The organism is Alishewanella aestuarii B11 (assembly GCF_000280055.1).
GTDB classification, from domain to species: Bacteria; Pseudomonadota; Gammaproteobacteria; order Enterobacterales; family Alteromonadaceae; genus Alishewanella; species Alishewanella aestuarii.
The window spans coordinates 291210-305859 of sequence record NZ_ALAB01000002.1 but is presented as its reverse complement, the minus strand read 5'-3'; the positions used below and the strand labels follow the sequence as shown (position 1 = coordinate 305859).

General features: G+C 51.0%; 15 protein-coding genes. 9 read left to right on the top strand and 6 right to left on the bottom strand.

Features of this window, described 5'->3' with window-relative positions:
* The first annotated feature begins 6 nt into the window (after positions 1-6).
* Genes AEST_RS02350 through AEST_RS02340 form a run of 3 tightly spaced genes read left to right on the top strand, consistent with a single transcriptional unit; the run spans position 7 to position 3348 of the window.
* Positions 7-399: a RidA family protein gene (locus AEST_RS02350; RefSeq protein WP_008606788.1), complete on the top strand. Its 393-nt coding sequence runs from the start codon at positions 7-9 to the stop codon at positions 397-399.
* Between the two features lie 23 nt (positions 400-422).
* Entirely contained in the window at positions 423-2507 is a 2085-nt protein-coding gene (gene recG, locus AEST_RS02345) for an ATP-dependent DNA helicase RecG (protein ID WP_008606784.1), read from the top strand.
* Positions 2508-2562: 55 nt separating this feature from the next.
* Complete coding sequence (locus AEST_RS02340) at positions 2563-3348, top strand: putative hydro-lyase (protein ID WP_008606783.1); 786 nt, start codon at positions 2563-2565, stop codon at positions 3346-3348.
* Between the two features lie 50 nt (positions 3349-3398).
* On the opposite strand, the gene AEST_RS02335 is transcribed toward AEST_RS02340, so the two are convergent.
* On the bottom strand, positions 3399-4412 hold the full coding sequence (locus tag AEST_RS02335; RefSeq protein ID WP_008606781.1) for a GGDEF domain-containing protein: 1014 nt from the start codon (positions 4410-4412) through the stop codon (positions 3399-3401).
* Positions 4413-4670: 258 nt separating this feature from the next.
* Between AEST_RS02335 and AEST_RS02330 the strand changes: the two genes are divergently transcribed.
* The 6 genes from AEST_RS02330 (at position 4671) to AEST_RS17500 (ending at position 9561) form a co-directional block, all read left to right on the top strand.
* The gene (locus AEST_RS02330) at positions 4671-5426 is read left to right on the top strand and encodes a 5-oxoprolinase subunit PxpA (RefSeq protein ID WP_008606780.1); all 756 of its coding nucleotides are present in this window, start codon (positions 4671-4673) and stop codon (positions 5424-5426) included.
* Positions 5417-6130 carry a 5-oxoprolinase subunit PxpB gene (gene pxpB / locus AEST_RS02325; protein WP_008606779.1) on the top strand — a complete coding sequence of 238 codons (714 nt, stop codon included), beginning with the start codon at positions 5417-5419 and terminating at the stop codon, positions 6128-6130. The genes AEST_RS02330 and pxpB overlap by 10 nt, the downstream gene beginning before the upstream one ends.
* Entirely contained in the window at positions 6127-7179 is a 1053-nt protein-coding gene (locus AEST_RS02320; protein ID WP_008606778.1) for a 5-oxoprolinase subunit C family protein, read from the top strand. The genes pxpB and AEST_RS02320 overlap by 4 nt, the downstream gene beginning before the upstream one ends.
* Complete coding sequence (locus AEST_RS02315; RefSeq protein ID WP_008606776.1) at positions 7176-8084, top strand: glutamate cyclase domain-containing protein; 909 nt, start codon at positions 7176-7178, stop codon at positions 8082-8084. Before AEST_RS02320 ends, AEST_RS02315 begins: the two co-directional genes overlap by 4 nt.
* Positions 8085-8115: 31 nt before the next feature.
* A complete protein-coding gene (locus AEST_RS02310; RefSeq protein ID WP_008606775.1) occupies positions 8116-8988 on the top strand; it encodes an aminotransferase class IV in 873 nt (290 codons plus the stop codon).
* A 216-nt stretch (positions 8989-9204) separates the two neighbouring features.
* Positions 9205-9561, top strand: a complete 357-nt coding sequence (locus AEST_RS17500) for a pilin (protein ID WP_039924881.1) — start codon at positions 9205-9207, stop codon at positions 9559-9561.
* 331 nt (positions 9562-9892) lie between these two features.
* Here AEST_RS17500 and AEST_RS02300 read toward each other — a convergent pair whose 3' ends face one another.
* From AEST_RS02300 to AEST_RS02280, 5 genes are all read right to left on the bottom strand, one after another.
* A complete protein-coding gene (locus tag AEST_RS02300; RefSeq protein WP_238534537.1) occupies positions 9893-10450 on the bottom strand; it encodes a transposase in 558 nt (185 codons plus the stop codon).
* A gap of 599 nt (positions 10451-11049) precedes the next feature.
* Positions 11050-11355: a nucleotidyltransferase domain-containing protein gene (locus tag AEST_RS02295; RefSeq protein ID WP_008606772.1), complete on the bottom strand. Its 306-nt coding sequence runs from the start codon at positions 11353-11355 to the stop codon at positions 11050-11052.
* Positions 11352-11771, bottom strand: coding sequence for a nucleotidyltransferase substrate binding protein (locus tag AEST_RS02290; protein ID WP_008606771.1), 420 nt, complete (start codon positions 11769-11771; stop codon positions 11352-11354). Before AEST_RS02290 ends, AEST_RS02295 begins: the two co-directional genes overlap by 4 nt.
* 675 nt (positions 11772-12446) lie before the next feature.
* Entirely contained in the window at positions 12447-13112 is a 666-nt protein-coding gene (locus AEST_RS02285; RefSeq protein WP_008606767.1) for an RloB family protein, read from the bottom strand.
* Positions 13113-13124: 12 nt separating this feature from the next.
* Positions 13125-14396 (bottom strand): AAA family ATPase, encoded by a 1272-nt coding sequence (locus AEST_RS02280; protein ID WP_008606766.1) that lies wholly within the window; start codon positions 14394-14396, stop codon positions 13125-13127.
* Positions 14397-14650: the final 254 nt, after the last annotated feature.

Here is a 14650-nt window from a genome sequence, read left to right as displayed (position 1 = left end):
GCGTTCATGTCAAAAGTGATTATCCGTACTGATGCCGCGCCAGCGGCCATCGGCACCTACAGCCAGGCGGTAAAAATTGGCACTACCGTGTATTTGTCCGGCCAGATCCCATTAGTGCCAGCTACGATGCAAATGGTGTCAGAAGATTTTACCGAGCAAACCCATCAGGTGTTTAAAAACTTAAGCGCGGTGTGTGAAGCTGCCGGCGGCACTCTGAATAATATGGTGAAGGTAAATATCTTTTTAACTGACTTAAGCCAGTTTGCGACAGTTAACCAGATTATGAGCCAGTACTACCAGGAACCATATCCGGCGCGGGCGGCGGTACAAGTTAGCGCTTTGCCACGCGGTGCGCAAATTGAAATCGACGGCGTGATGGAAGTGCCGTCTACCTACTAGCCTCTACCTACTTAGGCCCGGTTTTGAGCCAGACCCGTCTTGATAATATCGCCATTTCAGCCATTAAGGGCGTTGGCAGCAAGGTTGCTGAACGCCTGGCGAAACTGGCGATTTTTAGCATTCAGGACATCTTATTTCACCTGCCGCTGCGTTACGAAGATCGTACCCGACTGTATCCGATTGCCGACTTAATGCCGCTGTTGCACGCCACAGTGCAGGGCGAGGTACAAAGCAGCGAGGTGCATTTTGGTAAAAGACGCAGCTGGCTGGTTACCGTGAAAGATGGCAGCGGCAGCATGACGCTGCGGTTTTTTCATTTTTCGGCGGCACAAAAAAATGCCGTGGTAAAAGGCAGCCGCTTACGTTGCTTTGGCGAGGTCAAGCGCGGCCCGCGCGGTTTGGAAATGCTGCATCCGGAATACAAAGTATTACAGGATGAGGCCTTGGAGCTGCAAGTCGCCGAAACCCTGACGCCAATTTACCCGACCACCGAAGGCTTAAAACAAGCCACCTGGCGCAATCTCACGGATGCCGCCCTGACTTACCTGAAGCAATATGCACCAACCGAATATTTACCGGCCGAGCTGATGCGCCAACCCTGGTCGCTGGCCGAGGCACTGCATTATATTCACCGCCCGCCGCCGGATGCACAGCTTACGCTGTTAGAAGCAGGCAAGCACCCGGCGCAGCAGCGGCTGATTTTAGAAGAGCTGATTGCGCAGCAGCTGAGTATGTATCAGCTACGTAGTCAGGGTCAGCAACAGCAGGCGGTAGCATTGCCCGCACCGGCAAAACTACTCAACGACTTTTTAAACCAACTGCCGTTTCAGCCCACCGGCGCCCAGCAGCGGGTGGTGGCAGAGATTCAGGGGGATCTCGCCAAACCGCTGCCGATGCTGCGCTTGGTACAGGGCGATGTTGGTTCCGGTAAAACGTTGGTTGCGGCGCTGGCGGCATTAACGGCTATTGGCAATGGCTATCAGGTAGCGTTAATGGCACCCACCGAGCTGCTGGCTGAACAGCATGCATTAAATTTTCAGCGCTGGTTTGCACCGCTCGGTATTCAGTTAGCCTGGTTGGGCGGTAAAAGCAAAGGTAAGGCGCGTGAGCAGAGTCTGGCTGCGATCGGCGATGGCAGTGCCCAAATGGTGCTGGGTACCCATGCGCTGTTTCAGCAACAGGTCGAATTTAAACAACTGGCGCTGGTGATTATCGATGAGCAGCACCGCTTTGGCGTACATCAGCGCCTGGCACTGCGTGAAAAAGGCGGCATCGCCGGCCATTATCCGCATCAGTTGGTGATGACGGCAACGCCAATTCCTCGCACCCTGGCGATGACGGCTTATGCCGATCTGGATACCTCGATAATTGATGAACTACCACCGGGCCGTACGCCGGTGACTACCGTCGCCATTCCGGATAGCCGCCGCGATGAAGTGATTGCGCGGGTCAAGCAGGTGGTAACCGAACAACAACGCCAGGCATACTGGGTTTGCACCTTAATTGAAGAGTCGGAAGCGCTGCAATGCCAGGCCGCGGAAGATACCGCAACAATGCTACAGCAAGCGCTGCCAGAGCTAAAAATTGGCCTGGTGCATGGCCGCTTAAAAAGCGCTGAAAAGCAGCAAATTATGCAAAGCTTTAGCAGTGGTGAACTGGATTTATTGGTCGCCACTACCGTGATTGAGGTGGGTGTCGATGTGCCCAACGCCAGCCTGATGATTATCGAAAACCCTGAGCGGCTGGGCCTGGCGCAGCTGCATCAGCTGCGCGGCCGGGTTGGCCGGGGTAGCGCCGTATCGCATTGTGTGCTGTTATATCATGCACCGCTGTCGCGCACGGCACAGGCACGCTTGTCAGTGCTGCGCGAAAGTAACGACGGCTTTGTTATTGCACAGCGCGATTTGGAAATTCGCGGTCCCGGCGAGCTGCTCGGCACCCGGCAAACCGGTTTAATGCAGTTTAAAATTGCTGACCTAACCCGCGACAGAGAGTTACTGCCACAAGCACGGCAACTGGCGGCAATAATGTGGCAACAACACCGGCCGGCCAGCCTGCAACTAATTAAACGCTGGCTCGCCAACAAAGAAATTTACGGCCACGCCTAACCTTCGGTAACCTTCGGTATCTGACCCCGAACCTTGTTCGGCCAAGGAGATCTCCATGCAACAACTTACCCCCTATCAAATCCGCCAGCTGTGTCGCAGCGGTGAGTTTGCCAGCAATACCTCGGGTCTAGCGCCGGGCTTTGTGCAGGCCAATATGGCGATTATCCCTGCCGCTTATGCCGCCGACTTCCTGCAGTTTTGTCACTTTAACCCCAAACCCTGCCCGCTGCTGGGTATGGCGGCTCGTCCTGGTGCTGTCGATCTGCCGCAGCTGGCACAGGATTTAGATATTCGCACCGACTTACCGCGCTACCGCATTTTTCGCCATGGCGAACTGGTCGATGAGGTCACTGATCTGACTACCGTCTGGCGCGATGATCTGGTGACCTTTTTAATCGGCTGTTCTTTTTCATTTGAAGAAGCATTACTGGCTGATGGCCTGGAAATTCGCAATATCACCGAGCGGGTCAATGTACCGATGTATCGCACTAACCTGGCCTGTCAGAGTGCCGGGGTATTTAGCGGCAATATGGTGGTTAGTATGCGACCAATGAAACCGGCCGATGCGATTCGCGCTATTCAGATTTGCTCGCGCTTTCCGCAAGTACATGGCGCGCCGGTGCATTTTGGCGATCCGGCGGCTATCGGTATTCGGGATATCAACCAGCCAGATTATGGTGATGCGGTCACGATTAAACCCGGTGAAGTGCCAGTATTCTGGGCCTGTGGTGTTACCCCGCAGGTAGCGATTGCCAATGCCAAACTGGATTTTTGTATTAGCCATGCGCCCGGGCATATGCTGGTAACCGATTTAACCAACAGTAAACTGGCGGTGCTCTAGGATCTGACCCCGAACAAAGTTCGGGGTCAGATCCGCCAGGTCACCATAAATCAGGCGCGCAGCGTTCTGCAGACGATGTTACCGCGACCGCTGTTTTTAGCCTGATACAGCGCCTTGTCGGCCAGTAACAGCAAATCATCGTTCGCGCCCTGCCCGGTCACAGCGATACCAATGCTGATACCGTGTTTGTCACCAAAAGGGCTGGCCTGATAACTTTGCTGAATGCGGCTGGCCACGTCTTGCGCTTCCAGACGCTGACAGCCTGGCAACACCAGTAAAAATTCATCACCACCTAAACGCGCGGCAAAATCATAATCGCGGGTATGTTGCTGTAAAATTGCCCCCAACGCCTGCAAGGCTTCATCGCCCGCCTGATGACCAAAGTTATCATTCAGTTGTTTAAAATTATCAAAGTCCAGCGCAATCACCGCTATCTGCTTTTGATCGGTGTCGACTTCGGTACAGCGCTGCCAGAAATCAGCAAAACCACGCCGGTTTAATAAGCCGGTTAAGGGGTCACGTTCGGCCAGGGCTTTTAAAGAGTCGCGGTCCTGATAGGCAAGCTGTAAACGCTGGCGGGTAAACTGGAGCCGCTGCTGCAATTTAACTAAACGCTGCCATTGTGCCAAGGTCCAGGATACGGCTTCGGCAATCAGCTGCAGTTGTTCGTGTTGGGCCGAAGTTAAATGCTGATCGCGAGTACTGGCACCACAAACAGTACCAATGATTTTCTCCTGATGCTGCACCGGCACGGCAAAAAAGGTATTCATGCCCAGGGCCGCCCCAGCGCTTAGCGGATAGTGCTGTTTAATCTCGTTGTCTTGCCAGTGCTCGTCATTAAACAGCAGCCGGCACATCGAGTCTTGCCAGTCGATTTCACTGCCCTCGACAACGCCAATTTCACCATCACCCACTACTACGGCCACTTGTTGGCGCGCCAAAATAGGGTCAATATAGGTGACGAAAGCGGTTTCCAGCCCGGTAATTTTACATACCAGTTGCATTAGCGGCAGTAACGCCTGCTTTAAATCCTTAATTCTGCTATCAAACCGCGCATTGCTCATACTGCCTCTAAGCTCCTGCCGTAGCGTCTACCTATTAAAGCACAACTTGTTACTCACTGTTCAGATATTTTCAACAAAGACAAAGTTCATGGAATACTTTATTCCGCTATGAAATGCATAAAGAATTTTTTATTAGAACAGCGCTACCAACCTCTGGACAAGGCGGGGCCAGTCGCGCAAACTAGACCAGGATCTGACCCCGAAGCGGGCTTCGGGGTCAGATCCACCAAGTCAAGCCAGCCACGACCGGAGAGCCCAATGTCACAACCTCGCCCTGCCTTATTACTCAACTGTGATCTCGGTGAAAGCTTCGGTAGCTGGACTATGGGGTTAGATGAGCAGGCCATGCCCCATATCGACCTGGCCAATATTGCTTGCGGCTTTCACGGCGGCGATCCTGATGTGATGGCGCGCACCCTTAAGCTGGCCAAACACCATCAGGTTACCATCGGCGCCCATCCGTCTTATCCTGATTTACAAGGCTTTGGCCGGCGTAGTATGCAATGCTCCGCCAGCGAAATCATTAATCTTATTCACTATCAGGTTGCCGCGCTGGATGGCATGGCGCAAAACCAGGGCCTAGCGCTAAGCTACATTAAACCGCACGGCGCCCTGTATAACGATATGATGGCCAAAGCTGAGGTTTGGCAAGCGGTACTGCAAGCGGTTGCCAGTTACCATAAACCCCTGAAGCTGATGATTTTAGCCACCGCCAATGCCGCCGATTATCAGCAACAAGCGGCGGCTGCCGGGGTAAGCTTATTACTGGAAGCCTTTGCTGACCGCCGCTATACCGACGCCGGCAAACTGACACCACGCAGCCAACCCGGCGCGGTACTGCACGGTGCCGAGGTGCTGGCGCAGGTACGACAACTGCTGGAGCAGGGCACTGTTACCACCGACAGCGGTAAGGCGCTGCCACTGACTGCCGACACCCTCTGCGTGCATGGCGACAATATCGCAGCCATCACCCAGCTGACCGAAATCCGGGAGTTACTGCGCCAATGGCAATAACACCACCACAACTACGGCTGGAGCTGGCCGGCGAAAACGCTTTTATCCTGTATCTGGAGCCGCAACAAATCAGCCCGGCTACTGCCGCTGCCGTACAGTATTACTGTTCGCTGCTAACCCCCCTGTTGGGGCAGCACCTCACTGAACTGCTGCCATCTTACGCCTCGGTATTAGTGCAATTTAATCCGCTAACCCACAGCCACCTTAGCTTGCAGCCCTTGCTAAACCAGGTGTTACAGGCGAAAGCCGCTGCTGCTGGCCAACTGGTGCAGCAAAGCAGCAAAATTGTCGAACTGCCGGTTTGGTACAGTGCGCAAAGCGGCGCGGATTTGCTTAGCGTCGCCAAGGCGAAAAACCTCACCCCCGATGAAGTAATACAACTGCACAGCAGCCAAAGCTACCAGGTGTATGCCATTGGTTTTGCACCGGGCTTTGCCTACTTAGGTGAATTGCCGGCCGAACTGGCCATGCCGCGCCTGAGCAGCCCAAGAGCCAAAGTGCCGGCCGGTGCCGTCGCCATAGCCGATCGGCAAACTGCGGTCTATCCTGCGGCCTCACCGGGTGGCTGGCATTTATTAGGCTTGTGTCCAATTCGGATGTTTAACCCGCAGCAACAACCGGCGATGCCGGTCGCGGTCGGCGATCAGGTGCGCTTTATACCGGTTAGCGAGCGGGAGTTTCAGCTACTCGGAGGCGCCTTATGACTCAGCCAAACCACAGCGCCTGCCTGAAAATCATTAGTCCCGGCACCTTAAGCCTGTTACAGGATGCCGGCCGCTTTGGCATGACGGCCCTGGGCCTGACCCAGGGCGGCCCCTTGGATGGCCATAGTTTTGCCTGGGCTAATGCCTTAGTCGGTAACCCACTACACAGCACTGTTATTGAACATAGCATTGGCGGTTTAATCGTGCAGGCGACTGCCGGCTGTACCGTCGCCGTTACCGGTGCCGTGCTGCCCCTGCGGCTAAATGGTAAAGCCGTCGCCTGCTGGCAAGCCATTAGCTTAAAAGCCGGCGATGAACTGGAGCTGGGTTATATGACGCAGGGCTTGCGCGCTTATCTGGCCGTTAGCGGCGGTTTTGCGGTAGCGTTGCAATTTGGTAGCAGCGCCACCGTAATGCGGGAAGGCGTAGGCGGCCTGCATCAGGACGGCAGCAAACTGGTGGCAGGCGATCAGATCCCACTGGCCGGGCAAGCCACACTGCCTGCGTTATCCACACCGGATCCACAAGTACAACAATTTAGCCTGCCGCCACTTGCCAGCGCAGCAGCGCTTACCAAGGCAGAGCAAAAGCAAGCCGGCGCCAGCACAGTGCTAAGCCTGCGCTTACTGGAAGGCTATCAGCACCATTTATTTAGCACCGTTGAGCGCGCCCGTTTTTATCTTAACCCCTATCAGGTAAGCACCCATTGTGATCGGATGGGCTATAAACTCAGTGGCAGTGCTATTAGTTGTAGTAGTCGCGCTTTATTGTCTGAGGGTATTAGTCTGGGTGCAGTACAAATTCCACCCGATGGCCAACCGATAGTGCTGCTCAATGATCGCCAAACCCTCGGTGGCTATCCGAAAATAGGCACTGTGCTGAGTCTGGACTGCTGGCGACTGGCACAAACGCCACCCGGCAGCCTGGTACAATTTAGCCCGCTGGATAGTTATCAGGTGCATAATGCCCTGGCTCTCTATCGGGCCAGGTTTTCGCCTGCAGCCAAAGCAGCCCACCCGCAGCATGCCGCTACGCAGGAACCGTTATGACGCTATCCCAACCTACCGCACCCGCCAGCAAAGTGGCCGATTTTATCGCCCTCAGCCGGCAAATTGAGCTGCTGCTTACCGCCCGCAACCTGCGAGGTATGCAGCAGGTACAGCAACAGCTACGCCCCGGCTATATATTGCGCGCGGCGCGGCTGTTTAACCTGCCGGCCGGCAGTACCCTTTTAATCGGCACCGGCTTTCCGGTGCTGGATACCTTTGAAACCGACGGCCCGGTGGGTGCCATTGCGCTGTACCAGGCAGCCCAGGCACTTAATTTAAAACCATATCTGGTATGCGGCAAACCGCTGTTCTCGTTATTAGCGCAGCATTATCAATGTGCCGAGCTACCGGTGAATCAACTGCAGGGGCGGGTGGCGCAGGCCCGGCAACTACTGCAGCAACTTAAGCCGGCACTGGTGTTATCGATTGAACGGCCGGGGCTGAGTGCAGCCGGTATTTATGTGAATATGCGCGGTGAAGATATCTCGGCGCGCTGCGCCAGTTTTGATGATCTATTAAATTTAGCCCCCTGCCCCACGCTGGCTATTGGCGATGGTGGTAACGAAATTGGCATGGGCAATGTGCAAGCGGCACTGGCCGGCTTAAATATTACCCCCAGCATTACCGAATGCGACGAATTAGTGGTAGCTGATGTGTCAAACTGGGCGGCCTGGGGTATTATTGCCATGCTAAGTGTGCTGCGGGGCCGCGATTTACTGGCCAACGCCAATTTACTGCCTTTGCTACAGTTTTTAACCGCTAATGGCTGTATCGATGGTGTAACACGGCAGAGCACCTTAACCGAAGATGGCCTGCCCTATCAGGCCGGCGAACAGTTAATTCAGCAATTACAGGCGCTGGTGCAACCTTATATTAGTGAGCCAGACAACGTGGCGCCTGACTAACAGCAGATCCAACATCCGACACGAGAGCCTTATGAGTACAGTATTTTTAAACGGCCAGTTTCTGCCGGCCAACGAAGCCCGCATCTCACCGATGGACCGTGGCTTTCTATTTGGTGATGGTATCTACGAAGTTATCCCCTCTTATCAGGGCCGCTTTGTTGGCTTTGGCCCGCATATCAGCCGCCTGCATGACGGTTTGGCGGCACTGAGCATTCAACACGGCATGACGGCAGCGGCCTGGCGCGAGCTTTGCGATAAACTGCTCGAACTCAATCGCCCGGCACTGGGTGATAACCTGGCAGTCTATATTCAGGTTAGCCGCGGTGCTGATACCAAACGCAATCATGCTTTTCCCAGCGGTATCAGCCCCACCATCTTTGCCTATGCCTTCGCCATTGCCGCCGAACCGGTGCCGGATAAAGCCAAAGTGCCTACTTACTCGGTTATTACCGGTAACGACCTGCGCTGGCAGCGCTGCCATATTAAATCCACCTCGTTACTGGGCAATGTGCTGCACTATCAGCAAGGGGTTGAGCAGGGCGCGCAGGAAATACTGCTGTTTGATCGCGACGCCAACCTGACTGAAGGCGCGGCAGTGAATGTATTTGTGGTAAAAAACGGCGAAATTGCTACCCCGCCACTAAGTAATAAGCTGCTGCCGGGTATTACCCGCTTATTATTACTGGAAATTCTGCGCCAGCATTCGGATTTAAACGTGGTGGAGCGCGAGATTAGTTACGACGAAGTTTTGGCTGCCGATGAAATCTGGCTAACCAGCTCCAGTAAAGAAATTGCGCCGGTACTCAGCGTTAATGGCCGGCCAGTGGGCAATGGTGCTGTGGGGGATATGTGGCTGGCGGCGCAGCGGTTGTTTAGTGAATATAAGTATAGTGTTGAGTGTTGAGTGTTGAGTGTTGAGTGTTGAATGTTGAATTGCAGGATAGTGCTTTGGTATTAGTCTAAAAGTGATGTAATAGCCGGCAAAACCGTATAAATAATGAGCTTACGCAATTAATTAGCAAAAAGCGGTAAAAGGGCGAAAATTTTTCTTGCGGTTTAGCTAAAAGCATCCAGAATAGATATTAGCCCGTGCGGCTAAAAAACTCAGGAGATGTAAAAAATGATTAATGTACAACGTGCAAAACAACAGGGTTTTACCCTTATCGAATTAATGATCGTAGTAGCGATCATTGGTATTTTGGCGGCGGTGGCTTTGCCGGCTTATAATAATTACACTATTCGCTCTGCTAACAACTCATGTTTAGCTGAAGCAACTGCACATGTTAGAGCAGGTCTTGCACATGTTTCAGAAACAGGTACTGATTTCGCTGCTGGCACATTTAGTCGTTGTACCGCTTTACCAGCTATCACCTCTCCAATAGCAGCTGGTGCTACTGAAACATTTACACCTGTTGCTCCTGGTGGCGGTACAGTAACATGTCGTTTAGACAGCGGTAGCTGTACTCACACTCCTTAATCTTCAAACTTATAAAATTTGAAGTTAGTCTTTAAAATGAAACCCGCTTCGTGCGGGTTTGTTTTTAGCGAGTCCCGGTTAAAGCGATTGCAGACCGTTGTTTGCATAGGGTTATCGTCACTCACCGGGTTGGAACCTTCGGGGTTAAACCTTCGGGGAACCTTGGGTAACCTTCGGGGTCAGATACCGAATAACAAAACCTTCGAATCTTCGGGGTCAGATACCGAATAACAAGCCCGCCTCGTGCGGGTTTGTTTTTTGGGCGCGTTAAATTGGCTAACCCTACCGCTAATGCGGTGTGTTAAGAACCTTCGGGGTCAGACCTTCGGGGTCAGATACCGAACAACAAGCTCTTAGCGCACTTACGCTGGTAAAAACGTCTGATAAATTCATTTGAACCCACAGCAAAATGTGCCGCCTCCATAAACGCCCAGCATAGATAGCGGTTTCCGCATTTGCGATTCCCTTCGCCTTTTTTCTTACCGTTGGACTCACGCTTTGAGTTAACCATGCGAGCGTAAGAAGCAAAATTACCACAACTGTCAAAACGCGATATATCGCCGGTTTCCAAAAAGATTGTCATAGACAGAATATCGCCAACCCCTGCCATGGTTTTTAGTAAATTAAAGGCTTTACATGGTTTGAGTTGGCGTAGCAGCTCTTTTTCAACCACTTCAATTTGTTGCTCCAGCGTGTGCATGACGGCACAGTTTGCTTGGATTGCTAATCGCTGCTCAGGAAGTAGTGGCAAATCCGTAATATGCTCAGATGTCCATTTTTTAATGGTAGTGCTGGGGATATCCTGGCCACAATTACGGACAAGCAGGTTCTTAATAGAGAGCAGCTGGGTCGTTCTTTGCCGAACCAATTGCGCACGTTTACGTGCCAAATCACGCAGTAACCTTCGGGGTCAGATACCGAAGAAGAACCTTCCAACCTTCAACCTTACAACCTTAACCTTCGGTAACCTTCGGGGTCAGATACCGAACAACAACCTTCGGGGTCAGATACCGAACAACAAGCCGAACCTTCGGGGTCAGAACCTTCGGGGTCAGATACCGAACCACAAGCCCGCCCAGAACGAACCTTCGGGGTCAGATACCGAACCACAAGCCCGCCTCGTGCGGGTTTGTTTTTTCTGGCGCGTGGCATAGTCTAATGCCAGTAGTTAATGACTATCAGGCAGGGCAAAAGCCATCGCAGTACCTGGGTTATAATACCGCTGCTGCATATCGTAACGTTCGGGGTCAGATACCGAACAACCGTCGGGGTCAGATACCGAATCACGTGCAATCACATCCCTAACTTTCGGGGTCACCCATTAGATTCTCAAGATGGGGTCCAAGATTGGGGTCAGGTCTTGCCTTTTGCCCTAACTCCCAAACCGCGATACTGCGCTCTCCAACTCACAAACCAGCGTGGCGTTTTTGTGAGTTGGGGCTTAGGGTCATATGCCGAGCCGTTGCAGCAGGCAGCCAGTGACAAAGGCTAAGGGTAGATTACCTGACCAATGCGACTGATATGCTCGAGCAATGCCGGATTCTGAATATCGGATAGCAGTTGTATATCTACCTGGAATGGCAAATCACTATCATCAAACGCCAGCATTAACTCTGCCAATCTATGCCTGTCGAGCGCTTGGCCCGTTACCGCCAGATCAATATCACTGCGTTCGTGCATGGTACCTTTAGCACGGGAACCAAAAATAATTACCGATTCAATTGCCGGGAACTGCTTTAAAATACCCAGCAATTCAGCATACTGTCGCTGCGACAAACCAAACTGCTGATTCATCCCTGCCCCTGAACGATTTCTGCTAATAGCCCAAGTTGCCACTCCGTTAACATTGGCAAATAGTCGCTGGCAATGGCTTGCAACACCAGTTCAAACTTAGCGCTGTCATAGGTATGGCTCATTAAGTTACGATCCCCGATCATGCGCAGCCATACCTCCGCATCGGCGATATATTTAGCCTGATAGGCCAATCTGACGACGGCGCGTGGTGAAATTTGGTCGATAACCAAACCATCATGCTCCATTTTGTCTTTCAGTACCTTCCATGCCAGTTCAAAAGTAAATTCAAAGCGCTGAATAATTCCCTCTTTCTCAAGCTGATTTAATTGCTTGAGATCCTGATCCATCGCCTCGCGTAATAGACCAAAGGCGCGCTGAAAGTTCTGAAAACGTTGCTGCCAGCGGATATCCTGCATCGTTATTCCCCGTTCAAACATTATTGGCGGAGTATAGCTGAACCTTCGGGGTCAGAGAACCTTCTAACGTTTAATCTGAACCTTCGGGGTCACCCATTAGCCTCTCGGTGTCAATAGCGTAACCAAACCCGCGCGCACGCCAGTGCGCGTATCTTTTATTCCTCGTAAACCAATAACCTTCGCATTTTAGTTCTCGTTGGTGGTTGCGCGTGTATCGCACCAGTCACCCATCAGGATCAAGGCTCTGGACTCACTGCGTCCGGCCCATGGCTACTTGTAGCCCCAGAAAACCCTCTGTTCTCCAACCTTCGGGGTCAGATACCGAAGAAGAACCTTCGGGGTCAGATACCGAACAACAAGCCCGCCTCGTGCGGGTTTGTTTTTTTCTCAACCTTCGGGGTCACCCATTAGCCTCTCGGTGTCTAGAACCTTCGGGGTCAGATACCGAACCACAAGCCCGCCTCGTGCGGGTTTGTTTTTTCTGGCGCGTGGCATAGTCTAATGCCAGTAGTTAATGACTATCAGGCAGGGCAAAAGCCATCGCAGTACCTGGGTTATAATACCGCTGCTGCATATAAATTAGTACAGCGTACGATCCCAATCAGCATGATTGCCCAAACTTAGTCCCGCAGGGCAATATTTCTGTATGAAACTCAGCAGCACGATACACGAGTCTTAGCTTTGTAGATCCTGCAGAATCTGAACAAGCTTATGCACATGCGTACTGGGATTATCTGTTTGAATACGTTGGCTTTCTTGCAAAGCCCTTTCGGCGAAGCGCTTTGCTTGTTCCAATTGAGCAATAAGGCCGGAGAATATCTTTCGGCTACCTTTCTCGTAATCCGGGATGTACTTCTTTAGTTCCGTTAGAACCTGATTACCAGAACTATTCCCGGGTAGCGCTGTATAAGGTCGAGTTGTATAAACAAAATGCAATAGTAGCCAATACTCAAAGCAAGGAACTGAGTTAATCACAAAATAGACATCTCGCGGCGTAGACGATGCTATGGTATTTAAAGCTTGTTCGTAGGTGCGATGGCCATCTTTATCAAAAACGCAATAGACCTGTTCAAACGGATCGCCAGCATCTTTCTCTTCCCGGAAGCGCTGCTTTGCAAAGTTGACGATACTCATTGGATCAGAACCACAATCACCTCGAACTTCAACATTAACCGTGTTAAGACGATAATGTTCACGGGCGTTTTCAAAATAATTTGGCTCTGTTTTTTCACCCTCACAGACAATCAGAATTTTTTTGTAAGCTTCTCGGCGTGCAGTTCTTCTTTGAAGATCTTTCGCATTTTTTGCCTTTCGCTTATGAAATAAGTTATCCGTGCCCACAAAATATCCCTCTTAAAAGGCTAAGCGAATGTTCTTAACAAAGGGTAAAGCACCATAACGCCCAGAAAGATAAGCAAGTTCCAGATTTTCGCGACCTTTTCTTGGACTAAAATCGGTTAAAGGATAGAGCTTCGAGGCTTGAGTAGCATCTTTCTCGCAAAACCACACCTGATCCCGACGAAATACCTCTTGGTTTAAAATAGAGGTTTCATGAGTAGTGAAGACCAACTGCGCATTTTTTGAGTTGATTTTTGGATTATGAAATAACTCGACCAAAAAACGAACTAATCTTGGATGCAAATTATCATGCAACTCATCAATAAATAGCACATGGCCATTTTCCAGGCTGTCAATCCAAGGCCCGGCAAATGAAAACAACTTTTGAGTTCCATCAGACTCATCGTCAAAATCAAAGATAACTGAATTTCCCTCGCTATCTTTATGAATGGTTTTGATCTCTCGAATTTTCTCTCCCTTCATTTCACCGGCGATCATATTTCTTAATGATTCAGGCATTTCATCAGGAAGCTCGTTAAGATCAAACGGCCTTGTTTCAATCATAATGTCGTCAATATTAATATCAGCTGCGTTAAGAAAATCCATCACCTTGGATTTTTCTTCACTTTCACACAACTTTGCACTGAATAACGGTCCCCATCCACCAACATTAGCCAAACGAAGTTTGCTCTTAAACCAGTCAAATACCGGTTGCAGCTGCTCACTGTTCAGTTGCACAGCTGTTGAAAGAAACAGGGCATTGTCACGTGTAGATTTTTGCCATAGCTGTTTTTCTCCAGTCAGGTTATTACCAAGTTCCCATTCAAACCGGTTTTGCTCTGCCATCCAAACACGAGTAAACCAGCGTTGGGCACGCCCTTTAGGATAAGCCAACAACCACTCCTCATGAATCTGTTCAGGTGTTGCTGAAAATCCATATTGATAGCGTACACCCTCCACCAAAAACGTTACTTCAAACTCACTTGGTGCCTGGCGAGTTTCTGGTGAAAGGCGGAATGGTGTGACAGGCAAACGATCACCTCGCTGCCGGCTAGTAGCAGACTCAAGCACGACATGCTTCATCGTTTGCAAAGCACGTAGAAAATTAGATTTTCCGCTAGCATTAGGACCGTAAATCGCAGCCGAACGAAGCAGTTCAAGTTCGTTGACAGAAGTAACTTTAAAGGAGTTTGATACTGCTAGTTCATCACCCGAACCTTTTACTAGACTAAAGGTTTGAGTGCCATTCAACGAGCGGAAATTTGCAACGTTCATCTCAATTAACATTGAGCTCTCCAAAAGTAAGGCATTTGACAATAATGGTCAAAATTTAGCATAAGAATATAATCAAAGCCATTAAAATGCCCATTTTTGGCAAAAACAACCAAAATAAATCATTAAATAGATTTGAATAGAGTTTACATGCAAAAGTGAGCTACAAATTACGAGAATAACCCACTGCCACCTTTAGCTGACGGAAGAACCTTCGGGGTCAGATACCGAACCACAAGCCCGCCTCGTGCGGGTTTGTTTTTTCTGGT

Coding starts and splice junctions, on each gene's coding strand:
- AEST_RS17500 (WP_039924881.1), top strand. CDS start 9,205: ATGATTAATGTACAACGTGCAAAACAACAGGGTTTTACCCTTATCGAA.
- AEST_RS02290 (WP_008606771.1), bottom strand. CDS start 11,771: ATGCAGGATATCCGCTGGCAGCAACGTTTTCAGAACTTTCAGCGCGCC.
- AEST_RS02335 (WP_008606781.1), bottom strand. CDS start 4,412: ATGAGCAATGCGCGGTTTGATAGCAGAATTAAGGATTTAAAGCAGGCG.
- AEST_RS02310 (WP_008606775.1), top strand. CDS start 8,116: ATGAGTACAGTATTTTTAAACGGCCAGTTTCTGCCGGCCAACGAAGCC.
- AEST_RS02320 (WP_008606778.1), top strand. CDS start 6,127: ATGACTCAGCCAAACCACAGCGCCTGCCTGAAAATCATTAGTCCCGGC.
- AEST_RS02295 (WP_008606772.1), bottom strand. CDS start 11,355: ATGAATCAGCAGTTTGGTTTGTCGCAGCGACAGTATGCTGAATTGCTG.
- AEST_RS02340 (WP_008606783.1), top strand. CDS start 2,563: ATGCAACAACTTACCCCCTATCAAATCCGCCAGCTGTGTCGCAGCGGT.
- AEST_RS02350 (WP_008606788.1), top strand. CDS start 7: ATGTCAAAAGTGATTATCCGTACTGATGCCGCGCCAGCGGCCATCGGC.
- AEST_RS02315 (WP_008606776.1), top strand. CDS start 7,176: ATGACGCTATCCCAACCTACCGCACCCGCCAGCAAAGTGGCCGATTTT.
- AEST_RS02280 (WP_008606766.1), bottom strand. CDS start 14,396: ATGTTAATTGAGATGAACGTTGCAAATTTCCGCTCGTTGAATGGCACT.
- pxpB (WP_008606779.1), top strand. CDS start 5,417: ATGGCAATAACACCACCACAACTACGGCTGGAGCTGGCCGGCGAAAAC.
- AEST_RS02330 (WP_008606780.1), top strand. CDS start 4,671: ATGTCACAACCTCGCCCTGCCTTATTACTCAACTGTGATCTCGGTGAA.